We start from the raw sequence: 26,814 nt of genomic DNA, 5'->3' as shown, positions 1-26,814 counted from the left end.
TTTTAAATTGTACAGGAAGTTGTATTAAACACAATAATATATAAAGAATTACTATTTGAAATTCTAAATGATTGTAGATGTTATATAAATAAACAGCCACTTTCTTAATATATAGAAAGTAACTGTTTTGTATATTCATGTCGTTGATTACTAAATAAATTCTCTACATTAAAATCGTCTACAATGATGCCATTTTTCATTACAATAACTCTTTCAACCAAATGATTTAAAAAGGCAATATCATGAGAAATCATCAACATGCCTTTTTGTGTTCTGTGATGATAATCTTTCAGCACTTCTATCATTTTTTGTTCTGCAATAACATCTAAGCTGGCTGTGATTTCGTCACATAGAAGCATATCTGGTTCCAACATAAGTGTACGGATTGTATTAAATCGCTGTAATTGGCCACCACTTAATTCATCAGGTAACCTATCCAACAACTTAGTATCTAGGTCCATATATGTCATCATTGCTTTCATTCTTCGATGTACATCACTCATAACCGTACCTTTATAATACTGTATAGGTTCTGCTAAGGATTTCCCCATATTAAATTTCGGATTAAAACTATCATATGCATGCTGAAATATAGGTAATAATGTTAATCCATGTGTGATGATTTGTCCTTCGGTCGGTTGAAGTAAACCTAGCATAAGATGCGCTAAAGTTGTTTTTCCGGAACCACTTTCACCTACGATACCAATAATTTCATCCGCTTTTATAGTCAGGTTAATATTAGTTAAAATAGGATCTTGATCATATTTAAAATTTATTCCTGTTAATTCAATCATAAGCATTCTCCCTTCTTAGCTGACTACGGGAATTAAATAACTCCAGGCTATAGGGTTTTACATTGTGATTTTTAAAGGCTTGAACATGATTAGAATCTATCATTTCTCCGTGACGTATCACATGAATCCAGTCACTAAAATCTAAAACGTGTGATAAATTATGTGTGATAATTAATAAAGTTACTTGATGCACTTCCGCTAAATGTTTAATTAAGTTCATTACATTATAACCCGTTATCGCATCTAATGATGAGGTTGGTTCATCAGCGATAATGACTTCTGGATTTAACATCAGAACACTCGCAATTTGTACCCTAGCAAGTTGTCCTCCAGACAAGCTAAAGCAGTAGCGGTCCATGACTTGGTCAGGTACTAAATCTACCCATTGTAATGCTTTGATGACAAACTGCTTTGCCACTGCTTTCTTAACTTTATAGTGCATTCTGTAAATAGCCATAAGTTGTTTACCCAGTTTTGTATGATCATTAAAGCTGTGTGTATAGTCTTGAGAAATAAAACCGATATCTTTGCCTAATAAAGTATGCATATCTCTGACACTTTGGTTTTTGTAACGTAATCCATCAAATTCCATATCTAATGTACGTGGTACACGTTGAACGAGTGCTTTGGCAGTTAAACTTTTACCTGAACCACTTTCACCAACTAGGACATTCACTTTACTTTGCTTAAGTCCTAAGTTGATATTATGAATGAGCTTAGTACCTGAATTATCTTTGATTGATAGATTGGATATCTCGAGTATATTAGTCATCCAAATCACGCTTCCCTTTTAATAATTTATCTCTTAAGGCATCACCAGCTAAATTGAATAATAAAATTGTTAGTGTAATTAAAGTTGCTGGGACAATTAATAGTAATGGATAAGAGCTAATATAGTCACGTCCAGCATTAAGCATTGCTCCCCATTCAGGTGAAGGTGGTTGTGCGCCTAGCCCTAAAAAGGATAATGATGAAATATAAAGAATAATTTTACCAAAATCAACAGTCATCAGCACAATAATAGATGGCGTAACTTGTGGTAAAAAATGTTTCCAAATAATTGTACGCGTTGGCACATTAAATAACTTAGCCATTTGTATATAAGGTTTCATCATTTCACTGCTTATTACAGAACGCGTAAGTCTTGTATATGTCATCCATTTAATTATTGTAATGGCGATGACTAAATTCCAAATACTCGGTTTAAAAAAGCTGGCAAATGCAATCATCAATACAAATTCTGGAATGCTTAGTCCAATGTCAATTAAACGCATAATCACTGTATCGACGATTCCCTTTTTGTAACCGGCTAAAAGACCAAGTGGAACACCAATAATTACCGTAACGAGTAATGTAATTAAACTAATGAGTAAAGTATACCTTGCCCCAACGATAACTCGTGATAATAAATCTCTACCATAATCATCTGTCCCTAACCAATGAGTCAAACTTGGCGTTTCCAAAGCATTACCTAAATGCACTTCTAACGCACTGTTAGTTGAAACAAAAAATTGCGCTATTATAATGACGATGAGATAGAAAGAAAAACCATAGAAAATGAGATTGTGTTTATTAATATGTTTCATTACATCTCACCGTCCTGACGCTCTACTTTAGTCTTTTTACGATTTTTATTGTATCGACGTTTTGGATCTAGCCATAATAACAATAAGTCACTGATTGTGTTAGCAAGAACGACAAGGAAACCAATCATAAGAACTGCACCTTGCACAACAGGATAATCCCTTGCTCTAATACTATCGACTAGGAAATGACCAATACCTGGTATACTAAATAAGTTTTCAATAACGACTGTGCCGCCAATAAGACTGCCTATAGACATACCCAATACTGTAACGACCGGTATAATAGCAGGCTTAAACAAGTCTTTCCATAAAATATAACGTTCAGACATCCCTCTGAGTCGAGCCGCTTCTACTTCTTTAGATTGGTACAGTTCTACTAAATTAGAACGCATTAATCTGACATAATAGGCACTCATACCTATGCTCAGTGCTATCACAGGTAATACGTAGCCTGCTAACGAATCTAATCCAGATGATGGAAGTAAGTTGAGTTTTTGTGCGAATACATAAATCAATAAAGTTCCTAAAAAGAATGAAGGTATACTAACAGTAAAAGATGTCACTGTGCGGATCAATGTATCAATCCAAGTATGATAGTATTTCGCTGCAATAATACCTAATGGCACTGCTACAATAAAAACGATAATGATAGTCAAAATAGCAATGAATGCTGTAGGTGGCGTATAATAAATTAATTCATTGATTACAGGCTCGCCTGTTTGATAACTCGTACCAAAATTCAACTGCACAATTTGTCCTAACCATTGAATATATTGGATGACTACGGGTTGGTCTAAACCTAATTTTTGTTTGGTAGCTTCAATTTGTTCACTTGAAACGTTAGCCACATCTAAATGTAAAATTTTGTCGACTGGGTCTCCCGGCGTAAGTTTCATTAATATAAAAGTGATAGTAGAAAGGACAAACAATACAATGATCATTTGTCCAATTCTAGAAAGTATATTTTTTAATATCATTGTTTTTTATCCACTTTATAATCGATGAGATAGACGCCTTCAGGAGTTGCTTTTAAGTTTTCTACATCTTTACTCATACCGACGATATTATCATTATATGAAATATAGCTATTTGCTAAGTCATTGCTAGTTATATCAATAATTTCATTCGTTAAACGATGACGTTCTTTTGTATCTACTGTTTTATTAAATTGATTTATTAAAGCAGTCACTTTGTCATTATCATAATCACCTGCGTTAATCGCACCTTGTGGTTTATACGCTTGGTTGAAGAAATAACCAGTGTCTCCTCTTGGAATCGTACCAAAGCTATAAAGTGATGCATCCCACTGACTTTTATCTTTTAGGTAACCTTGGATATCATCCACATTACGTAATTTAATATCAATATTGGCTTTTTTAGCATCTGATTGGATAACTTGTGCAATTTTCGGAAGTTCTGGACGTCCATTATATGTTGAAACTGTTAATTGTAATGGATGTTCTTTTGTATAGCCTTCTTCTTCCATTATTTGCTTCGCTTTATCTATATCTTGTTTCTGCACTTGTCGATTCTCTATAAAATCTAATTTTGTATTGAAAGATCCAGTTGCAGGTTCAGCATGACCTTTAGACACATTTTTTGCAATACTTTCACGATCTATTACTTTATCGAGTGCTTCGCGTACAGGTTGCGTCATCTTATCGCTTGTATGGTTATATAAGAGTAAGCCTGTTCTAAATCCTGAGACACTTGATACTTTTGTTTCATCACTCTCTTTTAGTGTTTTTACTTTTTCCACAGGTACATCTGTAATGACATCTGCTTTCCCAGAGTCTAAATCACTCGTACGTGCGTTACCATCTTCTTGATAAGTAACATTAATATGATCTAGTTTCGGTTTACCTTGCCAGTAGTCTTTATTCTGATCTAATTTAATTTTTTGAGATTGCTTATAATCTTTAATTTGATATGGTCCAGTACCAACAGGGGTTTTATTTACATCGCCCTTTGCTTCCGTATCATAGATCGCTGAAAATGGACTGGCAAGCTCTGAAACTAATTCAGGATATGCTTCTTTTGTCGTAATCGTAACATTTTGTCCGTCTACTTGAATGTCCTTAATAGGAAGAGATCCTTTTACCAAGTCACTTTTCTCAATACTTTCTTCCAAACTAGATTTCACTGCTTTACCAGTCACTTTTTTACCATTTTGGAATTTAATATCATCTTTTATTTTTAGATCGAGTTGAGTTGGTGACTTTTGATTATATGATTCAACTAATAATTTTTGAACTTTTCCTTCAGCGGAGGCTTTAAACAAAGATTCTGCTGCGCCAATTTTCACTGGTACATCGGTTTCATAAGGGGCGATTGAAGTTGTTTTTAAAGGTAACTCAATGTTCAAAGTGTTTTCTTTAGATTGACTTCCAGATCCACTACATCCTGCTAAAGTAATTGCTGCGGTTGCAAACAATACCACTAATCTTTTCATTTATTTTCCTTCTTTCTAAAAAACCATTCTTAAAATCAATTAGAAATTTATATTTTAAAACTTATAACAATAGAGTTAACTACACTTTCAACCAGATTAATTTAAGTTTTCATGTTATATCACTCTATTTGTTGTTCTTTCATTTGATTACCCGCAAATAGCATAATCCACGTAGCAATAATAAATGGCAATGTAAATACCGGTAAACCAAATGGTGTTAATAATGTAGTCATGCCTGCATGTAATATGACAGTTAGCAGAATGCCTAACACAATACTTATATAACGCGGAATTCTAGTACTAAATGCGACACCTAAAGCTAACACTGTAAGTATGACATTATAGCCAAACAGACCATCATTAATTTGGTCGTGATTACCACCAAGTACCGTGACTGCTGCAAAACCTATAATATTTGCAATAATTGCAAATGTACCAGCTTTTCTGGAAGCAATAAAAATACCAATAAGAATTAATATACCTGCAATCATATTTTTAAGTAAAAATATTTCACTGAAACCCGTCAAAAATGCACTTATAAAGTCGATACTATGACCAGAAAATTTAATTTCCTGAACTGTATTCGGCAAAATATTAACATCTGCGTTCACAAATTTAAATTGGAATGACATGAGTAATACAATCCAACTTACAAATACATATGGCATTGTTAACATTGGCACACCAAATGGTTTAAAAAACTCTCTAAATGCCGAACCAATAGGCATTGTTATAATAATTGCCACTAATACAATAACCACACTATACCATTCTGGTACTAAGAATAATGTTAATGCAATGGCAGTAAGTACAGGATTGAACCCGGCCAATCCCGTGTTGATTTCCTCTTCTGAATAATTCGTGCGTTTTGCAAGCAATAGGGAAATGACACTTGCACTCAAAGCCATTAGCCCCACTTTCCAATTACCTACAAAAATACCTGCTAAAACAAACAATCCTGTCCACGAATTGTTCAATAATAATACTTGCGCAATATTCTTCAATATTATCCGAATAGCGTCCACAACGTCACCTGATTTCTATATACTTTGACTTAAATAATAATATATTAATATCCACTAAATTTAAAGAGATACATATCGCCTGTAATAAAATTCTTTTTTTATTTTTCACGCTCACAAGGGGTTATTCTTGTAGTTAAATACTATTCGGAATATCATTATATAGCGGACATAATTAACGTACACGATATAAATAATTGAAAGGTAGTGAAGCTCGTGCATTTTACACAACGTGAACAAGATAAGTTGATGCTAGTTGTAGCAGCAGATTTAGCACGCAGACGTCAACAACGCGGTTTAAAATTAAATTATCCAGAGGCAGTAGCTATAATTAGTTTTGAACTACTTGAAGGTGCTAGAGATGGAAAATCTGTGGCAGAACTGATGAGTTATGGGAAACAAATATTAAGTGAAGATGATGTAATGGAAGGTATTGCCGATATGCTAACAGAAATGGAAATTGAAGCGACTTTCCCTGACGGAACTAAATTGATTACCGTACATCACCCAATCGTATAAAGGAGGATTTATATTATGAAACCTGGTGAAATTATAGTTAAACGTACAGAAATAGAAGTAAATAAAGGTCATAAATCCACAATACTTAATGTGAAAAATACTGGAGATCGACCAATACAAGTCGGCTCACATTATCACTTTTTTGAAGCGAATCCAGCGCTAGACTTTGACCATGAAAAAGCCTATGGTAAACGACTGGATATTCCTGCTGGTGCAGCCGTTCGTTTTGAACCGGGTGATGAGAAAGAAGTTCAACTCGTTGAATTTTCTGGCAAACGAAAAATTTATGGTTTTCACGGTGCTGTAAATGGAGCAATTGATGAGTCTCGTGTCTATAGAGATGAAGCAGACACTTCAGCTACAGAAATCGTTGAACAAGAAAATCAAGAAAACGAAAATGCTAATAAAGAAAGTGGGTATAAAGCATGAGTTTTAAAATGACGCAATCACAATATACAAGTCTTTATGGGCCAACTGTTGGTGACTCTGTAAGACTTGGAGATACAAATTTATTTGCAAGAGTAGAAAAAGATTACGCTACGTATGGCGATGAGGCGACATTTGGTGGTGGTAAATCTATCAGAGACGGCATGGCTCAAAATCCTAATGTAACACGTGATGATAAACAGGTTGCAGATTTAGTTATGACAAATGCAATGATTATCGACTACGATAAAATTATTAAAGCTGATATTGGTATTAAAAATGGCTATATTATGGCAGTCGGAAAAGCAGGTAATCCTGATATTATGGATAATGTAGATATTATTATTGGTGCTACGACTGATATTATTTCTGCAGAAGGTAAAATCGTAACTGCAGGTGGTATTGATACACACGTTCACTTTATTAACCCTGAACAGTCACAAGTTGCGCTTGAAAGTGGTATAACTACGCATATTGGTGGCGGCACTGGTGCATCTGAAGGTGCAAAAGCAACTACAGTTACTCCAGGACCGTGGCATCTACACCGCATGTTAGAAGCGGCAGAATCATTGCCATTAAATATTGGGTTCACTGGTAAAGGTCAAGCAGTCAATCACACTGCCTTAGTAGAACAAGTACATGCTGGTGCGATTGGCTTAAAAGTACATGAAGACTGGGGTGCGACACCTTCAGCATTAGACCACGCTTTGCAAGTCGCAGATGACTATGATGTTCAAATCGCACTACACGCCGATACATTAAATGAAGCTGGCTTCATGGAAGAAACAATGGCCGCAGTTAAAAACCGCGTATTACACATGTATCATACAGAAGGTGCTGGTGGTGGCCACGCGCCAGATTTAATTAAATCTGCTGCCTATCCAAACATTTTACCTTCTTCTACAAATCCAACACTTCCATACACAGTAAATACTGTAGACGAACATTTAGATATGGTTATGATTACCCACCACTTAAACGCTGCAATCCCTGAAGACATCGCATTTGCTGATTCACGTATTCGTAAAGAAACAATTGCAGCAGAGGATGTATTACATGATATTGGCGTATTTAGTATGGTAAGTTCTGATTCTCAAGCTATGGGACGTGTCGGTGAAGTTATTACACGTACTTGGCAAGTTGCACACCGTATGAAAGAACAACGTGGTGCATTAGAAGGTGACAGTAAACATAATGACAATAACCGTATCAAACGTTATATCGCTAAATATACGATTAACCCTGCCATTACACATGGTATTTCAGATTATGTTGGCTCTATTGAAGAAGGCAAACTCGCAGATATTATCATGTGGGAACCTGCTTTCTTTGGCGTAAAACCAGACGTTATCCTTAAAGGTGGCCTCATTAATACAGCCATTAATGGTGATGCTAACGGTTCTATCCCTACTTCTGAACCCTTGAAATACCGTAAAATGTACGGACAATTAGGCGGCAATATGCAAAGTACTTCAATGACTTTCGTTTCTTCAACAGCATACGAAAATGATATTGATAAAGTACTCGGCTTAAAACGTAAAGTAAGACCTGTTCGTAATATCCGTAAGTTAAGTAAAGCAGATATGAAAAACAACAATGCAACACCAAAAATAGATGTTGATCCACAAACATATGAAGTATTCGTGGACGGTGAAAAAATCACAAGTGAACCAGCTACTGAATTACCGTTAACTCAACGCTATTTCTTATTCTAGGAGGTAAAAAATGATCATCGAAGAAATTGTAGGAAATATCGCTAACATTGCTGATAGTGAAAAAGGTAAACATATAGAAAAAGTATACTTGGAAAACTCTGATTTAGTTAAACGTATTCAACGTGTAACGACAGACCATGGTAATGAAATAGGAATTCGTTTAAAACAACCTATTGATTTACAATATGGCGACATTTTATATAAAGACGACACCAATATGATTATCGTAGATGTGAATTCTGAAGATTTACTCGTTATTAAACCACGTACGCTTCAAGAAATGGGAGATATCGCGCATCAACTTGGAAACAGACATTTGCCAGCACAATTTACAGAAACTGAAATGCTTGTACAATACGACTACTTGGTAGAATCATTATTAAAAGATTTAGGGATTCCATACGAGCATGAAGATCGTAAAGTAAATAAAGCATTTAGACATATAGGTCATTCACATGACTGATCATGCACATCTACGTCTGTTTCAATTTTGTGATTCTCAATTCCCGACAGGTGCATTTAGTCATTCCTTTGGCCTTGAAACTTATATTCAACGTGACACAGTACATGACGAAGCAAGCTTTCAACAATGGCTCGCGTTATTTTTAAACGAACAATTGACATATGCAGATGGCTTAGCAATGCGACTCGTCTACGATGCGCTTAATCAAAATGATTCAGAATCTATATTGCGATTAGATAAAATTCTTTTCGTACAAAACTTACCTAAAGAAACACGCCAAGGTTCAAAACAAATGGGTAACCGCATGGTCAAACTCGCTTCTGAACTTTATGATAGTGACTGGATTGACTGGTACAATGCGCAACTAAAAGAGAAAAAAGCCAAGTTGCATCCTGCCATTTGTTTTACGATGCTCGGACATCATTTAGGAGTCGATATCGAAACAATTATTGATTATTATTTATATCAAAACGTGTCCAGTTTAACTCAAAATGCGGTACGCGCAATTCCTTTGGGACAAACTGCTGGTCAACGTATTGTACATCATATGATTCCACTTATGAAAGAGACAAGAGACTATATCATGACATTGGATGAATCCCAACTAGGTATTACTGCACCAGGATTAGAAATCAATCAAATGGAACACGAGAACGTCAATGTAAGAATTTTTATATCTTAGGAGGACAATTTTTATGACAGAGACAGTTAAAATAGGTATCGGTGGCCCTGTGGGTGCAGGGAAAACCCAGCTTATCGAGAAAATTGTTAAACGTTTAGCAAAAGACTTGAGCATTGGTGTTATCACTAATGATATATATACAAAAGAAGATGAAAAAATATTAGTTAACTCAGGTGTATTACCTGAAGATAGAATTATCGGTGTTGAAACGGGTGGATGCCCACACACAGCAATTCGTGAAGATGCGTCAATGAACTTTGCAGCAATTGATGAACTAAAAGAACGCAATGAAGATATAGAACTTATTTTCATTGAATCTGGTGGCGATAACTTAGCGGCAACTTTCAGCCCGGAACTCGTTGATTTTTCAATTTATATTATTGATGTTGCACAAGGCGAAAAAATTCCACGTAAAGGTGGACAAGGTATGATTAAATCTGACTACTTTGTAATCAATAAGACTGATTTAGCGCCTTATGTTAATGCATCATTAGAACGCATGGCAGAAGATACAAAAGCATTCCGTGGTAACCGCCCATTCACTTTTACAAATCTTAAAACCGATGAAGGCTTAGACAATGTACTTGAGTGGATTGAACAAGATGTATTTCTTAAAGGATTAGCTTAATGTCTGAGTCAAATCCACAATGGACTGGCCAATTAGATCTAACTGTTTTTAATAATGGAAAAAAATCTGTTGCGCGTGATATCTTTTTTGAAAGAGCATTAAAAGTAATGCGTCCAGTCTACTTAAACGGCTCTGATATTCCTACATTTTATATTGTGAATGTAGGTGGCGGTTATTTAGATGGCGATCGCTATAACATGAACTTTAATGTAGACACTGATGCAAAAGTGATATTAACTTCGCAAGGTGCAACAAAGATTTATAAAACGTTGAATGATCATGTGGAACAATATCAAAATTTCAATATTAAAGATAACGCTTATGCGGAATATGTAGGCGATCCAATTATCGCTTTTGAAAATGCCAAATTCTACCAACATAATACATTTAACTTGAGTTCAACAGCATCTTTATTTTATACAGATATTTTAACACCAGGATATTCTAAAGAAGGTAAAGCCTTTAGCTACACATATATGCATTTATTAAATGAAATTTATGTAGACGATGATCTCGTTGTATTTGATAATATGTTACTTGATCCAACTAAAAATAAAGTCGATGATATTGGTTACATGGAGCATTATAGCCACTTGGGTTCTTGCTATTTTATCCACTCAGATGTTAACCAAAAATTTATAGATAACGTATTCGATCAAATTAAACACTTGCAACAAGTATATGATTGTCGTTTTGGTATTACACAGTTACCAACACATGGTTTTAGCATTCGTATTTTATCTAACAAAACACAAGTAATCGAAAAGATTTTAACAACATTACAAACTTATGTTGTTAAAGAAATCTTCGATCGTGACGTTGATTTTTTAAGAAAATATTAGTTATTCTCGAGTTTGGACATAAATGCCATTCTCAAAATAAAAGGACTAATCCGTATTAAATGGATTAGTCCTTTTTATATTTAAAATTTTACGATTTTTACCGTGTCTACGGGAGTATGCATAACATCAAAGTTTGTAATGTTCTATCGATAATAAAAAAGCCTCTAAGAACTCAAGATGTTCTTAGAAACTTTTAAATATATATAAATTATTTTTTAACTACAAACGCAAACAGACACAACTTTTAAATTAGATTAAGTAACCAAACTAAACTTATCACTAATAAAACAATCGTAACGATATAGATTAATAACTTTTGTCCTTTAGTTAAAGTTTTTTCTCCATCCGTAAACAAACTAAATAACGAACCATCCTTGCCCATTAATAATGCGATAGAATAAATAAGTAAGACTAAAGATAAAATAAATAATATTAATGCAACAAATACCATAATAGTACTCCTCTAACAATACAATCTGTTTTTCTTAGTTCTATGCCTATTCATTCTATCTTAATATTCAAATTTGTAAAGCAAAGCCTATATAAATAATCATATTGATTTTATTTCTATTATACTATGGTAAATCTCCTTTTTTCTCTAATCGTTTAACTTTAAATGGTGCATAAATTAATACCACAATTAATACTAATCCTAAATATCCAATGAATGGATAAAAGAATGACATTAAGTCTGTAAATCCTGCAAAACTTACTGCAAAGCCAATTAAAATAGCTACGATATAAAATATTTTAAACTGTATTGTTTCAGGAGTAGTAAAACGTGTAGCAAGTGAATAGAACATACCTAAACACGTATTAAATATCATTAAATAGATAATGATAGACATAAGAACACCTAAAATTGGAGATATATCATTTACAAGCCCTAACATCGGCATTGGTAAATCCCCTACCGTTTCAATTTTAGAAAGTATCGCAAAATGACTTATCATAATCATTATGCCTAAAACAAATCCTCCGAAGAAGCCACCCCATGCAGCTACCTTAGGATTCTTCTCACTACCACCCATAACAATTGCCATAGTTGCTCCTAAACTGATATTTAATGAAACGTAATTAACGCCTGAAATAAACCAATTCGGCACCGCTGACGTATGTTCTTTAGCTATGTCAGTGAGTTCAGTAAACGTACCTGACATAGTAAACAAGCAATAAACCGCAACAACGAGAATCGCTATAATCAATAACGGTGTAATATTACCGATAACTTTAACAACATTATCTACACGTAACATACCGAATAAAAATACTAAGAGAACCATTAATAATGTTCCAAGTACTGCTGGTATACCAAACTGTTGTTCAAAGTTCGAACCACCACCAGCAAGCATTACGACACCAAATCCAAATAAAGCGATGATGAGTACAATATCTATCACCCATGCAAGCACTTTACCAAACAATGTACCGCCAGTTAATTTATGTATTACATCATTATGACTCTGAGCTTTAAACTTACTACCTAGCCATACAAGTACCATACCAATATATGAAAATAACATTGTTGAAACAATTGCTGCAAATATACCCAACTTACCGAAACTAGTAAAATATTGTAGGATTTCTTGTCCTGAAGCAAATCCAGCACCCACAATTATACCAATTAAGGCACTACCTATTAAAAATACTTTCTTCATAGTAATCCCCTTTGTACGTAGTAATATTTTTTGTTTAAAACGTAAAATCATCATTGTAAAATAGAACGCATTACATTCCAAACCCCTTTATACACGTCTATACATAGAAAATCCGTATTGCCTTTCACAATAATGTAAACGTTTACATATTCATAGTAACTCACTTAGCTTTAATTTTCAAACCGCTGAAAATACTTATCCTTGATGGTATTTACATTATATAATACGCACTTTTCAACTAATAATAATATCATTATAGAGAAAACAAATTTTTAAACTTTTCACTATAAAACTGATACAATTATGTAGTCCAATATTAAAAAATAATTATAGGAGTGGTCTCATGGTAGAAGAATACATATATAGAAATACCGTACAACCATCTTGGATTGACCGTAATAATCATATGCATGACGCACAATATTATTCAATTTTCAGTGATGCAGTTGTTGGTTTCTTTGAATCTGTAGATTTATCAATTTCATATCGTCCCGATCAAGAGATCACGATATTTAGCATTGAAGCACATATTTCTTTTTTAAATGAATTATTACTAGATGATCAATTTTATATCAAGTTTCATATACATGACTATGATGCCAAGAGAGTGCATTTGTTTTTAACGATGTATAATGAGCAGGACGAACGTACGGCTACTTATGAAGTCATTATGATGGGCGTAAGTCACCATACAAGACGTAGCATGAATTTCCCTGAACCTGTTTATGATAAGATCAAAACATATTTTGATAGCCAACAACCCTTCGACATTCCAAAACAATTAGGTCATGTGATTGGTATTCCTAGAAAATAACTCTGTGATACATAGAAGCCTTATCTTAAAACTGAACTTAAGTCCTAATAAGCCATTATCCAATATGACATACAAAGGCTACAAAAAGTACTACATAGATATCACAACAGAACAGTTTCTTATAAAAAAGAACCTCCAAATGATTGGAGGTTCTTTTTTATAATTAATTATTTTAGGTGATCTAACGCTTTTTTTAAATCTTCCACTAAATCTTCAGTGTCTTCAATGCCAACTGAGAGACGAATTAGCCCATCTGCAATACCTTCTTTGGCACGAATGTCTTTAGGAATAGAAGCATGTGTCATTAATGCTGGTACAGAAATTAAACTTTCTACTGCGCCTAAACTTTCAGCTAATGTGAAATATTGCGATTCACGGATAATTGCTTTGGCACTTTCTATATCCTCAACTTCAAAAGCAACAACACCAGTATGTCCTTCTGATTGTGCTTCGTGGATATCATGATTTAAATGTTCAGCGATGCTTGGATGGAATACTTGTTTAACATTTTGATGTTGTTGCAACATTTCAATAATTGAAAGTGCATTACGTTGTACTTGTTCCATTCTTAGCCCTAATGTTTTAATACCACGAATTAACAAATAACTATCTTGCGGTCCCAACACGCCGCCTGTTGAATTTTGAATAAATCCAATACGCTCAGCTAGGTTCTCATCATTTGTAGCAACTAGGCCTGAAACGACATCACTATGACCACCAATGTATTTTGTAGCTGAATGCAATACGATATCAATACCCAATGTTAATGGGTTTTGGAAATATGGCGTCATAAATGTATTATCAACAACTGATATCAAATTATGTTTTTGTGCAATTTCAGCTGATTTTTTAATATCTGTTACTCGTAATAATGGATTTGAAGGTGTCTCAATATATAACATTTTTGTTTCTGGTTTAATATATTGTTCCACTTCATCTATATGCGTTGTATCTATGAAATCTGCTTTTATTCCAAAACGTGAAAACACTTTTGTTAGCGCTCTATAAGTGCCACCATAAACGTCAGAATTTATCAATAAATGATCGCCTTCATCTAATAACATAATCACTGCTGATATTGCTGCCATACCTGAACCAAATGCATAACCATATTGACCATGTTCTAAATCAGCAATTAAGCCTTCTAATGAACTACGTGTTGGATTAGCTGAACGAGAATATTCATATCCCTGTCTCATATCACCGATGTCATCTTGCATAAATGTACTTGTTTGATAAATTGGTGTAGTTACTGCACCTGTATATGGGTCTGTAGTAGATCCGCCGTGAATTAATTGTGTTTTTTTATTCATTAATGATTCTCCTCATAATTAAAGATTTTTTGTGACATGTATCGATCACTACCATCAGGAAAAATCGTTACAATAACACCACTATTGATGTGTTTTTTTACTTCTAATGCACCTTGTAAGACTGCGCCAGAGGAACTTCCTACAAGTAAACCTTCTCGTTTTGCCAATAATGCTACATTTTCAAAAGCATCTTTATCAGATACCTTAACAATATCAGAAACTAAGGATTCAGGTAAAAACTGAGGCCACTTTTCAGAACCGATACCTTCAATATCATGGGGATGTTGAGCTCCTCCACTTAATATAGAACCTTCCGGCTCAACTATGACATTCTCTACATTTAATGAAGTTAAGTGTTCTGCAACACCTGTAAATGTACCTCCTGAACCTATACCAGCCACAAAATAATCTATTTCTGGCAATGCTTCTGTAATTTCTTTGCCCAACGTTTCTAAATATGCTTTCGGGTTGTTAGCAGATTCAAATTGATTTAAATAAAGTGCGCCTGTTTGCGATTCAAATTGCTTTGCTGCTTCTTGAGCACCTTGCATGCCTAGTGCTTGCTCAGTTCTTCTAACTTCAGCACCTAAGGCTTTAATAATAGCTATTTTTTCTTCTGCAAAACCTTCAGGTGCAAAAATAACTGCATTTATATTATGATGGTTGGCTGCAATAGCTACGCCAATACCCGTATTACCTGCTGATGCCTCTACTACAGTTCCACCTTTTTGTATTAAGTTGTTCTCTAAAGCTTTTTCAATTAAATACTTCCCAAGTCTATCTTTAATACTACCGCCAGGATTGAATTGTTCTAATTTAGCATAAATTTGAACATCCTCATTACTAAAAGATTTTAATAATACCATAGGTGTATTGCCGATTAAATCATATGCAATCATCATAGTCCTCCACACACAGGTGTTTTTAATATTTTGTTTATTCCCTACTATACTGATATGAATTATAAATAGTTTCAGCCCTTTTTGCAAATTTTATAATTAAAATATTGTAAAACACTTAAAATAAATCCTTACTTTTTTAATAAGAATACTTGAATTCACTATATAGCTCTTGTATAGTATTAGTTATCAGAAAATTCAAATTTATAGGAGGATTTACATTATGAGTCAGAATTCATGGCATTTAGACACATTATCAATTCATGGCGGTCAACAAGTGGATGATTCAAAATCACGCGCAGTACCTATCCATCAAACAACGAGTTATGTATTTGATAGTACAGACCATGCACAAAAATTATTTTCGCTACAAGAAGACGGTAATATTTACACGAGAATTATGAACCCAACACAAAATGTCTTTGAAGAACGCATCACGGCTCTAGAAGGGGGCGTTGGCGCTTTAGCTACTGCTTCAGGACAAGCTGCAATACATCTCGCATTATTAAACATCGTTGAAACAGGTGATGAAATTGTTGCTTCTTCAAACTTATACGGTGGTACATATAATTTATTAAAAGTGACATTCAAAAAATTAGGTATTAAAGTCCATTTTGTAGATCCTAGCAATCCTGAAAACTTTAAAAATGCTATTACAGATAAAACGAAAGTTGTTTATGCAGAAACAATCGGCAACCCTCGTATTGATGTTCTAGATATAGAAGCTGTTGCAGATATTGCACATGATAATGGCGTTCCATTAATTGTTGACAATACATTCCCAACGCCTTATTTATTACGTCCGTTTGAGCATGGTGCTGACATAATTGTTCATTCAGCCACTAAATTTATTGGTGGCCATGGTACTTCAATCGGCGGTGTCATTGTTGATAGTGGTAAATTTAATTGGGATAACGGTAAATTCCCTGGCTTAGTAGAACCAGACCCTAGTTATCATGGTGTCTCTTATGCGAAGGATGTAGGAGAAGCTGCGTTTATCACTAAAGCACGTGTTCAATTATTACGTGATTTAGGTGCATCTGTATCACCTTTCAATGTTCATGAGTTCTTAATTGGTTTAGAAACATTACATCTACGTATGGAACGTCATTCAGAAAATGCTTTACGCATCGCACAATATTTAGAAAAACATCCAAATGTAACATGGGTAAACTATCCTGGTTTAGAAAACAATGCTTACAATGAATTAGCTCAAAAATATCTACCAGATGGACAAGGCGCTATACTTACATTTGGCGTTGATGGTTCAGTAGACGATATTGCTAATTTCGTTGAAGGATTAGATTTATTCTCACACGTAGCAAACGTTGGTGATTCTAAATCATTAATCATTCATCCTGCAAGTACAACACACTTACAATTGTCACCAGAAGAACAAAAAGCTTCAGGTGTACTACCAGAACTTGTAAGATTATCAGTTGGAACAGAAAAAGTAGAAGACATCATTTCAGATCTTGATAAAGGTTTTAAAGCGTCACTTGGAAACTAATGTTAAAAGTTTCCTTAGTGACGCTAAGAACCAAGTTCACACTCTGAAAATATAGCACGTCAAAAACGCCCAAACAAATAAAGGTTGGGCGTTTTTTAGACTGCGCGCTATTATCCCGTCACACAAACCGAAGACTCCTGCGTGTGTAAATTTTATATTTCAACTCCTATATTCTATTAATAAAGGTATTTACCTTTGTGTTTGTTAATTAATATTGGGATAATAACAATAATTGTTCAATAAGTTGGAGGTGCACGTTTGGATAATCAAAAAGATCAAATAACCATGAATGTCATATTACTTACCGGTAAAATACTTTTATCTTCTGGCGCTGAAGTATCGCGTGTTGAAGATACTATGCGTCGCATAGCAATTTGTATGGGCTATTACAATAGCCAAGGATATGTCATAAATGTGTTTATCAATTTTTCACTTAGTGAGGAACACGATACGCGCATTTTACGTATTAATAAAAATATCACCAACTTATTGAAAATATTTCAAGTTAACGCAATTTCACGAAAACTCACGAGTAATCAATTGTCTATAGAAGAAGCTTATGATCTTTTAAAAAATATAGAACGTACATCAGTAACAATTCCATTGTGGAAGAAAGGTATAGCAGCCGGCATTATCTCATTGAGCTTTTTATATTTACAAAATGGTACATGGCCAGATGCGCTTACCGCAATCATAGCTGGTGCTACAGGATTTTTAATCGTAGAGTATATGCATAGTAAGTCACTGACTATGTTTATACCTGAATTTGTAGCTTCTTTTGTAATAGGAACAATTGTTATATTTGGGTCTAAATTATTCAATGTTGATAATATGTTTGGACCTGCCATGCTTGCTTCAGTTATGCCAATTGTTCCTGGCGTGTTAATAACAACCGCAATACAAGATTTATTTGGACGTCACATGCTTATGTTTACAGCAAAATTTTTGGAAGCATTAGTTATTGCTTTTGCGATTGGTTCAGGCATAGCAATTGCGTATTCACTATTTTAAGGGGGATTCTTCATGACTATTTTAATTACATTCTTATGCAGTTTCAGCGCCTCTTATTTCTTCAACGTGATTTACGATTCGCATAAAAAGGTATTTCTTCCCGCCGGATTTGCTGGAGCCATGGGTTATATCGTCCATTTTATTTTAAGCGAGCATGGACAAATGGATACAATATACACAAGTTTATTAGGTAGTTTAACACTAGGTTTAATCAGCCATACTATGAGTCGAATATATAAAGCGCCTGTTGTATTGTTTATGATTCCTGGTATTATTCCACTTGTTCCAGGAAGCATTGCTTTCAGTGCGACACAACAGCTCGTTACGCTTAATTTTACTGACGCGACTAACACATTTATTCGTGCTATTTTGATAGCAGGTGCGATTGCTTTAGGTTTGTTGATTTCAGATCAATTATCTAAAACTTTGAACATACGAAAATACTTAGCTATTAAAAGAAATAAACTTTAAAAAGACTACACACTATTGTTATACATTTCAAAAAGGTTTATAAAAACGTTATTTGATAGTAATACAACATATGTGTAGTCTTTTATTATGATTCATTCACAAAATATAAACCCGTTAATACATTAGCTTCTAAATCACTTACTTTAATACTAATGGGACTATTTCGTACTAAATGATGTTCTTTTACATAGGTTTCTATACTTTCTTTATAAGGCAATGGACTTTGCGTCACGCCGCCGCCTAATACAATATGATAAATATTAAATACACTAAATAAATTTGTACACAGTTGTTGAGTTAAGTTTAAAACTTCCTCAATCATATGAGTTATTGTTTTGTCTTTACCTTGAACATACATTTCAATGGCTTCTTTTGTACTCACTTCTCTTTTTAGAATCCCACTCGCTTTTCTGCTAATCGCTAATCCAGAAATCTCATTTTCAACACAGCCATATTGCTTACAGACAGGACATTGGTAACTACTATCGCTTTTAATTACTGTATGGCCAATCTCACCAAAGTTCCCGTCAATGCCAGAGATTAATTGTCCCTGTTTCATATAAGCCATGCCAACGCCTGTGCTAATCGTTAAATAAATGAAATCCTCAGTTTGTGCTTTTATATACTGATGTTCTGCTAAAATTGCAGCATCCGTATCATTAACAAATCGTGACTTAAATTCACTATTCTGTGTTATATAAGTACCCGCATTAAATCCATTATATTTTTGCAAATTGGGAGGATTTAAAAATAAGCCTTGATTATAATCACAAGGACCTGGCATCGCAATATTTAACGAAGTTTTATCGACATTTTCGAAATTCTCTACATAGTCATTCGCCAGGTTTATAATTTCTTCAAATTCCTTTTCGGGCACATCTTTATCCGTTTTAAATTTTTGACTCGCTACGATTTCTAAGTCTTCATTGATAAGGCCCACAATCGTTTTAGTTCCTCCAATATCAACACAAATTTTCAACATCAGGCACCAACTCCATCATTTATTAGTTTATCTTAATTATGTATAAAAAGAGGCACAGACAAAACTAATTTGCCATGTGACAAATCAAATTCATCTTGCCTCTCCTTATTTATACATGGCTGACAATCATCGTCATGTCACCATTAAATTTTATCTCTGTATCTTCTGTTGTCAGTATAAAGTGCGTACCTTTGTTTAAACTATAGTCGCTTCCATCTACAGTAATTTGTCCGCTACCTTCAACAATTGAAACAAGACAATAGTCATGCGGTTTTCTATAATTTAAGTTACCAGCGATCACCCAACGTTCAACTGTGAAAAAATCATTAGACACAAATTGTGTGTACTGCTGCCCTTGGATATTTTCATGTATTGCCGTCGTGTTAGGTGAATCTTCTGAAAGATGAATTACAGCTTTACTCTGTTCTAAGTGCAAATCACGTTTATTTCCATCTTTATCTACACGATCATAATCGTATATTCTATATGTCGTATCCGAAGATTGTTGCGTTTCTAAAATCATAATACCTTTTCCTATTGCGTGTACTGTTCCAGCTGGTACATAGAAGAAATCTCCTGCTTGTACTTTTACTGTTTTAAAAAGTGTCTCAAATTGTTGTCGATCAATCATTTCGTTTAATTCATCCTGATTTTTAGCGTTAACATCATAAATAATCTCTGCATCTTCTTGTGCATCTAGAATATACCAACACTCTGTTTTGCCATATTCACCTTCATATTTTTGTGCGTATTCATCATTTGGATGGACTTGAACTGATAATTTATCGTTTGCATCTAATATTTTCGTTAATAAAGGGAATTTAGTATCACCAGTTTCACCAAATAATGCTTTATCTTCATTCCATACTGCTTCTAATGTTTTACCTTTATGTTTACCATTCTCAATTATATTCGGTCCATTAGGATGTGCTGATATCCCCCAACATTCACCCGTATATTCATTAGGAATATCATAATTGAATGATTTTAAAGCCGTACCACCCCAGATACGTTCTTGAAAAACAGGTTGTAAGAATAATGGCATATGCTCATACCTCCAATTATATTTCTTTTAGTATATCGTATATTTGTTCTGTATGTGTTGCATCGATTAAACTTTGACGAATATTATCATCCATTAGCGCTCTAGATAAACGCTGTAACAATTTCAAGTGCGTATCACTACTATCACTTGGTACTGCAATTAAGAAAACAATTTTTGGCAATGTGCCATCTAAGCTATCCCAATTCACGCCTTGCTTATTATTCATAACTGCTACGATTGGTTTTTTCACTGCATCTGACTTGGCATGAGGTATTGCCACATTCATGCCTATAGCCGTTGTCGACTCCATTTCTCGTTTTAAGACGTCTGCTTTCAGTTTTTCCATATCTGTAATGTAATCATATTTATCTAATTGATCTACAAGATGTTCAATTGCTTCGTCTCTTGTCAATTTCTTCTCTGATATTTCAATTACCTCTTGCTGAAATACTTCAATCTCATCATCTGTTGTTGATTGTTTATCTTCTTTTTCTTCAGCGCTATTTTGCGCAGTTACTTCTGAATCATTCTGACTTTGTTCTGTCATTCCTGCTTCTGTATGCGCTGCATCTCCAGCTATTGCTGGTGTTTTTCTTCTTAGTGTTAACACTGAGAACATTGTCACAACACTACCTACAATCACTGCTATAAAGAACCAGAGCACTTGGTCAATACCACCAAGCACAGCTACGATAGGTCCACCGTGTGCTACTCTGTCACCTACGCCACCAATTGCTGCAATCGCCGCTGCAATCATGGCACCTATCATATTAGAAGGTATAATACGTAAAGGATCTTGAGCAGCAAAAGGAATCGCACCTTCCGTTATACCAAATAATCCCATTGTAAATGAAGCTTTACCCATTTCTACTTCACCTTTATTAAACTTGCGTTTGTTGATAAATGTTGCAAGACCTAGACCAATAGGTGGTGTACATACTGCAACAGCAACCATACCCATGACTGCATAATTTCCTTCAGCAATCAATGCTGAACCAAATAGAAATGCAACTTTATTTACTGGTCCACCCATATCAAAAGCAATCATTGCTCCAATAATCAACGCTAAAATTACGATATTTGTTCCTTGCATACCTTTCAACCATGTCGTTAAGCCTTCAAAAATACTAGCAATCGGTGCGCCAATTAAGAAAATAAAAATGAGCCCTACGATCAGTGAAGATATTATCGGTATAATGATAATCGGCATAATTGGAGCCATTGCTTTTGGTATTTTAATATTTTTTATCCATTTTGCAATATAACCTGCTATGAAACCTGCTACGATACCGCCTAAAAAACCTGCACCTGCGTCACTACCATAAAAACTACCATCAGCAGCTATCGCACCACCAATCATCCCTGGCACAAGCCCCGGTTTATCTGCAATGCTTACAGCAATATAACCTGCCAAGATAGGAACCATAAAGCTAAATGCTAAATTACCGATATTTTCAATTGATTTCCAAAATGAATCTTCTGGTATTACTAACCCCTCAGGTGTAGCTTTACCCCCTAAAGTCAATGCAATTGCCATCAATAGTCCACCAACAACGATAAATGGAACCATAAATGAAACACCATTCATCAAATGTTGGTATATCATTTGCATGCCACTTTTTTGCTCCTCATCATCTTGATTAGAAGCACCTGTCGCATTAGCTTCATGATGTATGTGTGCATCTTTATCGATAATACGTTGAATGAGTTCTTGTGGTTTATGAATACCTTCTCGAACACTTTCATTGATTAATAATTTCCCATCAAATCGAGATAAATCTACTTGGCGATCTGCGGCAATAATAATCCCATCCGCTTCTCTAATTTCTTTCGATGTCAAAACATTTTCAGCACCAACGCCTCCCTGCGTCTCTACTTTAATGTCTATACTCATTTCTTTACCTGCTTGCTCTAATTTCTCTTGAGCCATATACGTGTGTGCTATCCCATTTGGACACGATGTTATCGCTAATATTTTCATAACGTTCATCCTCCTTACTTTTAATTGTAAACGCATTCATGAATAAATAAAAAAGAATAATTGCCGTTAGTAGTGGCAATTATTCTTTCACTAACTGAATTACTTTATCCCTTAAAATTTGATCTTCAAGCACTAACAACTGATCTACATCATTTTCAGTTAAATTGGCTATCGTATGAATAATCTTTTTCATAGCTGGAATATCTTGTTCTGCTATTGCTAAGAAAAAGACTAATTTCGCTCGATTTTGTTTCCAGCCAAAACCCTGCATGTTTTTAAAAATCACCACGTGTGATTTCAGTACCTTTTCAGGATCGCCGTGGGGAATACTAATCCCATTTCCTATAAAAGTAGAAGAAAATTTTTCTCTTTCCAAAGCACTTTGGATATATTTTTCGCTAACTGAATGGTTGTCCCCAAAAATAATTTGCGCCTGTTCAAATACATAGGATGCTTCTGTTAGCTCTTGCTTGTCTGAGTGTACATCAAATTGAATGGCTGCTAATTCATCCTGATTTAGCACAGGATTTTGCTTATGGCGTATAAATGATTGAATTTTATTAGCATCTTCATTGGAAAATAATGGAGAAACCTCCATTACTTGTAATGTATCTGGCACCTGAAGTTTATCTATAAAATGCGTCGTAATCAAAGCATCGACACCTGAAAAATCATACTGTGACACATTTTCTAATTTCAATGTATCTATCACGTGTATCCTATCATCTAAATTTGCTATTTTAGCTTCCAATAAACTTGAAATACCCAAACCATAGTAGCAAGTAATTACGATATTAAAACGATTTTTTTCATTACGATCTATTGATGATTGAAAATGTAATGCTAAAAATGCAATTTCATCTTCTACTAGATTTATTTTTGCGTCTTTAGACAAATGATTTACTGTTTCATATAATGTGTTAAAAACAAAAGGATAATGTTTTTTTATATCTTCAGTTAATGGATTGTTAATATAGACATTTTTAGCAATACGTAAGTAGGTTCTACTAAAATGTGAATAAACATTGTCACGTAATGCTTTATCTTTAGTAAAATTCACTCCAACACTTTTTTCCATTTGATATATCATTCTATCGATATAACTTTTAACGAACACTTTTTCTAAGCCTAAATCGTATTTATTAAAATAGTAACTAATAAAAAATGAAAACAATTTAGCTGTTTCATCACTTAGACCATATGCTAATTTACGATTTATTTCGTCTATGCAATGCTGTGCTATAATTTGTGATTCTTCATCTACAACCCACGAAGCGTCATTGTCATTGTTTCTTTTAAAGATAATAATAAGATGTATGAGCAATTGTCGAATTCGAATATCGGAAGTTTGTATTTGGTAATCACTTAAGTTATTTTTAATAATTTGAAATATCATTTGGATATGTGCTTCCGGTATTTCATTTAGAATGAATTGCTCTACAGTCTGGTGTTTTGTAGAGAGCTGATTTAAATGGAGAATCGCATTTCTTATATTCATTTCGTTACCATTAACTGTAATACCTTTTTTCTTAGAAATATTTACATTAATATCAAATGAGGTACACCATGATTGTATTCTCTTTAAATAGTCATTTACTTCTGATCTTGTTAAGCCAAAGTCATTTTCCAATTGATCAACAGTCATGGGTTGTTGATGCATTAGCAATTGGTACCCTATTTTCAACAGTATTTCACTTTCTTTATTCGTATATGCTGTAACGATTTCTGCTAATTGTTCCACGCTATATAAGGTACGGTTCATTTTATAACCTCGACCCTTTACACTAACAATTAGTTCTTTCACTAACTCACTATTAATATATTTAATATCACTTCGTACAGTTCTGTTGGAAACATTCAAGTAGTTCGCTATTTCGTTTGCACTTAAATAATCATTACTATTATTTAATATTAAACGAATAAGTTTAGCATGTCTTTCTTGCATAGCTGCACCGCACTTTCCACATTCTTACACGCCTTATTAGTAAGCGTTACCTATAATATCAAATACATTGTAGCTATAACTCATTATATAAGCAAGGAGTTCACTGTTTATTTAACATCACCTTAATTTCTGCTATAAATGCTTATTTTAAATAAAAAAAGAGATAGCAACTGAATTTTTCATTCGTTACTATCTCTCAATTATTAATTTGTTACTTTACTAATTGTTTGTTTTATATATCGATGCGCCTCTTTGAGTTGCGCAATTTCTGTTGGACTAAGTTGAATTTCAAACCTCTGTTTAATACCTTCACGTCCCACTAATGTAGGTAGGCTAAAGGCACTCTCATTCAAACCATATTCATTACTTATTGAAGTTAACGGCATGATGCTCTGCTGGTTTAATGCAATTGCTTGTATTAAATAATTAACTACTTTCGATATCGCTACATTTGTCCATCCTTTTTTATAAAATACATCCATAGATACCTGATCTATTTCTGAAGTTATGCGCGTTTTATCTATAGGTGGAGTATCCGTCAATTGTTGAAATTCATCTAATGTCATGCCATAAATTCTAACTTTACTCCATACAGGAACTGCATGTTGCCCGTGTTCTCCAATCACAAACGCTTCAACATTCTTAGGGTCAACTTGGTAATATGACGCAATCAATGTTTTAAATCGAGATGTTTCCAAAGATGTACCAGTACCAATTATTTTATGTGAAGGATACTGAGATGCATTGCTCATATAAGTAATCGTATCTACTGGATTGGAAACTAAAATAACAATCGCATCTTGTGTCACTTGATTAATTTGTTTCATGACTCCTTCAATCATAATTCGATTACCTTTCGCAAGCAATACCCGGTCACCCTCATTAGGATCTGTTGGCACACTTGCTGTAATTACAATGAAGGAGGCTTCAGTTAAATCATTGTAATTGCCCTCGCGAATATTGATGTGGGTTGAATTAGGTAAACCTTGTGTGTGCAAACTATCCAGTGCTTCACCACTTGCTCTTTCGGTATCTGTATCAATTAATACAATATCTGAGAATAAATTTAAATTTTGGACGTCTGTAAGTACTTGGCTCCCTACTTTACCAAGCCCAATGATTCCTATTTTGGACATTTTATCCCCGCCTTATTTATAGAATATTAATATATGGTACTTTTAATTACTATATAAAATGTAACCAATTTATTGTGTTATCTATGACAACCTATTTTTCATACGGAATGACGTCTTGACCGTATTCTTTTTTAATAAAGTCTTGTGTATCTTTTGATTGTAGTACTTTAATTAACGTTTGATATTTTTTATCATCTTTATGGCCTTTTTGAACTGCGACTATATTTGCAAATGGTGATGATTTATCCTCAACTGCAATCGAATCTTTATGTGGTGTTAGTCCATTATCGATAGCATAGTTGGAATTCATAATAACTGCCGCGCCTTCTTTGCTGTTATATGTTTTTGGTAAAAATTCAGCACCTTGTTTATTATTGAATTTTAAATCCTTTTTATTTTCTACAATATCCTCAAATTTTGCATCTTCAATATTTACACCTTTTTTAATTTTAATTAAACCTTTATCAACAAAAAATGATAAGAAGCGTCCTTCTTCAGCAGGATTGTTCGATACATAAATTGTTGAGCCTTTAGGGATATCATTAATATCTTTATATTTTTTACTGTACACACCCATTGGCGTAGTTAAGACTTTTCCTACTTCTTCAATATTATAGTTATGATCTTCTTTTTCAGCTTTTAGATAAGGCACGTGTTGGAAAAAGTTTGCATCTACATCGCCTTTATCTAATAATTTATTAGGCACTTTATAGTCATTCACTGTCTTAATTTCTAATTCATAACCTTCTTCTTTCATTGCTTTTTTAGCGTGTTTTAGCACTTCGCCATGTGGTGCAGGAGACGTTGCTATCGTAATTTTTTTATCCTCACCTTCACCCTTTGAATTTCCGCACGCTGCTAATATAACTGCTAATACTAATAACGAAACTAAACTTGTAACCCTTTTCATCAAATCTCTC

27 protein-coding genes are annotated in these 26,814 nt (G+C 34.1%); 11 read left to right on the top strand and 16 right to left on the bottom strand.

Annotation, left to right across the window (positions count from 1 at the left end; genetic code table 11):
- Positions 1 to 104 precede the first annotated feature (104 nt).
- The 6 genes from AOB58_RS10500 to yut all read right to left on the bottom strand — a co-directional run bounded on the left by AOB58_RS10500 (position 105) and on the right by yut (position 5,857).
- Complete coding sequence (locus AOB58_RS10500) at positions 105 to 794, bottom strand: ABC transporter ATP-binding protein (RefSeq protein ID WP_021339765.1); 690 nt, start codon at positions 792 to 794, stop codon at positions 105 to 107.
- On the bottom strand, positions 787 to 1,566 hold the full coding sequence (locus AOB58_RS10495; RefSeq protein WP_021339766.1) for an ATP-binding cassette domain-containing protein: 780 nt from the start codon (positions 1,564 to 1,566) through the stop codon (positions 787 to 789). The genes AOB58_RS10500 and AOB58_RS10495 overlap by 8 nt, the downstream gene beginning before the upstream one ends.
- Positions 1,559 to 2,380 carry a nickel transporter permease gene (gene nikC, locus AOB58_RS10490; RefSeq protein ID WP_002506596.1) on the bottom strand — a complete coding sequence of 274 codons (822 nt, stop codon included), beginning with the start codon at positions 2,378 to 2,380 and terminating at the stop codon, positions 1,559 to 1,561. Before nikC ends, AOB58_RS10495 begins: the two co-directional genes overlap by 8 nt.
- Positions 2,380 to 3,357, bottom strand: a complete 978-nt coding sequence (gene nikB, locus AOB58_RS10485) for a nickel ABC transporter permease (protein ID WP_021339767.1) — start codon at positions 3,355 to 3,357, stop codon at positions 2,380 to 2,382. The genes nikC and nikB overlap by 1 nt, the downstream gene beginning before the upstream one ends.
- Positions 3,354 to 4,832 carry a nickel ABC transporter substrate-binding protein gene (gene nikA, locus AOB58_RS10480; protein ID WP_021339768.1) on the bottom strand — a complete coding sequence of 493 codons (1,479 nt, stop codon included), beginning with the start codon at positions 4,830 to 4,832 and terminating at the stop codon, positions 3,354 to 3,356. The genes nikB and nikA overlap by 4 nt, the downstream gene beginning before the upstream one ends.
- A 119-nt stretch (positions 4,833 to 4,951) precedes the next feature.
- Positions 4,952 to 5,857, bottom strand: a complete 906-nt coding sequence (yut, locus tag AOB58_RS10475; RefSeq protein WP_002506593.1) for an urea transporter — start codon at positions 5,855 to 5,857, stop codon at positions 4,952 to 4,954.
- Positions 5,858 to 6,070: 213 nt separating this feature from the next.
- Between yut and AOB58_RS10470 the strand changes: the two genes are divergently transcribed.
- The 7 genes from AOB58_RS10470 to AOB58_RS10440 are packed head-to-tail and all read left to right on the top strand — an operon-like array spanning position 6,071 to position 11,129.
- Positions 6,071 to 6,373 (top strand): urease subunit gamma, encoded by a 303-nt coding sequence (locus tag AOB58_RS10470; protein WP_021339769.1) that lies wholly within the window; start codon positions 6,071 to 6,073, stop codon positions 6,371 to 6,373.
- Positions 6,374 to 6,388: 15 nt separating this feature from the next.
- On the top strand, positions 6,389 to 6,802 hold the full coding sequence (locus AOB58_RS10465; RefSeq protein ID WP_021339770.1) for an urease subunit beta: 414 nt from the start codon (positions 6,389 to 6,391) through the stop codon (positions 6,800 to 6,802).
- Positions 6,799 to 8,514, top strand: a complete 1,716-nt coding sequence (gene ureC / locus AOB58_RS10460; protein ID WP_046466000.1) for an urease subunit alpha — start codon at positions 6,799 to 6,801, stop codon at positions 8,512 to 8,514. Before AOB58_RS10465 ends, ureC begins: the two co-directional genes overlap by 4 nt.
- Before the next feature lie 10 nt (positions 8,515 to 8,524).
- The gene (gene ureE, locus AOB58_RS10455; protein ID WP_002506589.1) at positions 8,525 to 8,977 is read left to right on the top strand and encodes an urease accessory protein UreE; all 453 of its coding nucleotides are present in this window, start codon (positions 8,525 to 8,527) and stop codon (positions 8,975 to 8,977) included.
- A complete protein-coding gene (locus tag AOB58_RS10450; RefSeq protein WP_002506588.1) occupies positions 8,970 to 9,659 on the top strand; it encodes an urease accessory protein UreF in 690 nt (229 codons plus the stop codon). Before ureE ends, AOB58_RS10450 begins: the two co-directional genes overlap by 8 nt.
- Positions 9,660 to 9,672: 13 nt before the next feature.
- Positions 9,673 to 10,287 carry an urease accessory protein UreG gene (gene ureG / locus AOB58_RS10445; protein WP_002506587.1) on the top strand — a complete coding sequence of 205 codons (615 nt, stop codon included), beginning with the start codon at positions 9,673 to 9,675 and terminating at the stop codon, positions 10,285 to 10,287.
- Entirely contained in the window at positions 10,287 to 11,129 is an 843-nt protein-coding gene (locus AOB58_RS10440) for an urease accessory protein UreD (RefSeq protein WP_021339772.1), read from the top strand. Before ureG ends, AOB58_RS10440 begins: the two co-directional genes overlap by 1 nt.
- A 244-nt stretch (positions 11,130 to 11,373) precedes the next feature.
- On the opposite strand, the gene AOB58_RS10435 is transcribed toward AOB58_RS10440, so the two are convergent.
- Positions 11,374 to 11,580, bottom strand: a complete 207-nt coding sequence (locus tag AOB58_RS10435; protein WP_002511563.1) for a hypothetical protein — start codon at positions 11,578 to 11,580, stop codon at positions 11,374 to 11,376.
- A 124-nt stretch (positions 11,581 to 11,704) separates the two neighbouring features.
- Complete coding sequence (locus AOB58_RS10430) at positions 11,705 to 12,787, bottom strand: YkvI family membrane protein (protein ID WP_031266092.1); 1,083 nt, start codon at positions 12,785 to 12,787, stop codon at positions 11,705 to 11,707.
- A gap of 343 nt (positions 12,788 to 13,130) precedes the next feature.
- On the opposite strand from AOB58_RS10430, the gene AOB58_RS10425 reads away from it, so the two are divergent.
- Entirely contained in the window at positions 13,131 to 13,601 is a 471-nt protein-coding gene (locus tag AOB58_RS10425) for a thioesterase family protein (RefSeq protein WP_002506583.1), read from the top strand.
- A 167-nt stretch (positions 13,602 to 13,768) separates the two neighbouring features.
- Here AOB58_RS10425 and AOB58_RS10420 read toward each other — a convergent pair whose 3' ends face one another.
- A complete protein-coding gene (locus tag AOB58_RS10420; protein WP_002506582.1) occupies positions 13,769 to 14,914 on the bottom strand; it encodes a bifunctional cystathionine gamma-lyase/homocysteine desulfhydrase in 1,146 nt (381 codons plus the stop codon).
- Positions 14,914 to 15,813 carry a PLP-dependent cysteine synthase family protein gene (locus AOB58_RS10415; RefSeq protein ID WP_021338823.1) on the bottom strand — a complete coding sequence of 300 codons (900 nt, stop codon included), beginning with the start codon at positions 15,811 to 15,813 and terminating at the stop codon, positions 14,914 to 14,916. Before AOB58_RS10415 ends, AOB58_RS10420 begins: the two co-directional genes overlap by 1 nt.
- 223 nt (positions 15,814 to 16,036) lie before the next feature.
- Here AOB58_RS10415 and AOB58_RS10410 point away from each other — a divergent pair, with 223 nt between their 5' ends.
- The 3 genes from AOB58_RS10410 to AOB58_RS10400 all read left to right on the top strand — a co-directional run bounded on the left by AOB58_RS10410 (position 16,037) and on the right by AOB58_RS10400 (position 18,805).
- Positions 16,037 to 17,323: a homocysteine synthase gene (locus AOB58_RS10410; RefSeq protein ID WP_021338824.1), complete on the top strand. Its 1,287-nt coding sequence runs from the start codon at positions 16,037 to 16,039 to the stop codon at positions 17,321 to 17,323.
- Positions 17,324 to 17,581: 258 nt separating this feature from the next.
- A complete protein-coding gene (locus AOB58_RS10405) occupies positions 17,582 to 18,334 on the top strand; it encodes a threonine/serine exporter family protein (protein ID WP_002506579.1) in 753 nt (250 codons plus the stop codon).
- A gap of 12 nt (positions 18,335 to 18,346) precedes the next feature.
- Positions 18,347 to 18,805, top strand: a complete 459-nt coding sequence (locus AOB58_RS10400; protein WP_002506578.1) for a threonine/serine exporter family protein — start codon at positions 18,347 to 18,349, stop codon at positions 18,803 to 18,805.
- 85 nt (positions 18,806 to 18,890) lie between these two features.
- On the opposite strand, the gene AOB58_RS10395 is transcribed toward AOB58_RS10400, so the two are convergent.
- From AOB58_RS10395 to AOB58_RS10370, 6 genes are all read right to left on the bottom strand, one after another.
- On the bottom strand, positions 18,891 to 19,787 hold the full coding sequence (locus tag AOB58_RS10395; RefSeq protein ID WP_046466001.1) for an ROK family protein: 897 nt from the start codon (positions 19,785 to 19,787) through the stop codon (positions 18,891 to 18,893).
- A 109-nt stretch (positions 19,788 to 19,896) separates the two neighbouring features.
- Complete coding sequence (gene manA, locus AOB58_RS10390; RefSeq protein ID WP_021338826.1) at positions 19,897 to 20,832, bottom strand: mannose-6-phosphate isomerase, class I; 936 nt, start codon at positions 20,830 to 20,832, stop codon at positions 19,897 to 19,899.
- A gap of 16 nt (positions 20,833 to 20,848) precedes the next feature.
- Entirely contained in the window at positions 20,849 to 22,813 is a 1,965-nt protein-coding gene (locus AOB58_RS10385) for a fructose-specific PTS transporter subunit EIIC (RefSeq protein WP_021338827.1), read from the bottom strand.
- Positions 22,814 to 22,892: 79 nt separating this feature from the next.
- The gene (locus AOB58_RS10380) at positions 22,893 to 24,758 is read right to left on the bottom strand and encodes a BglG family transcription antiterminator (protein WP_021338828.1); all 1,866 of its coding nucleotides are present in this window, start codon (positions 24,756 to 24,758) and stop codon (positions 22,893 to 22,895) included.
- A 203-nt stretch (positions 24,759 to 24,961) separates the two neighbouring features.
- Complete coding sequence (locus tag AOB58_RS10375) at positions 24,962 to 25,894, bottom strand: lactate/malate family dehydrogenase (RefSeq protein ID WP_021338829.1); 933 nt, start codon at positions 25,892 to 25,894, stop codon at positions 24,962 to 24,964.
- A gap of 91 nt (positions 25,895 to 25,985) precedes the next feature.
- Positions 25,986 to 26,804 carry a MetQ/NlpA family ABC transporter substrate-binding protein gene (locus tag AOB58_RS10370; protein ID WP_021338830.1) on the bottom strand — a complete coding sequence of 273 codons (819 nt, stop codon included), beginning with the start codon at positions 26,802 to 26,804 and terminating at the stop codon, positions 25,986 to 25,988.
- Positions 26,805 to 26,814: the final 10 nt, after the last annotated feature.

The organism is Staphylococcus sp. AntiMn-1 (assembly GCF_001663395.1).
Classification (GTDB): domain Bacteria; phylum Bacillota; class Bacilli; order Staphylococcales; family Staphylococcaceae; genus Staphylococcus; species Staphylococcus equorum.
The sequence above is the reverse complement of the archived record's forward strand: the minus strand, read 5'-3'. Positions and strand labels throughout refer to the sequence as shown.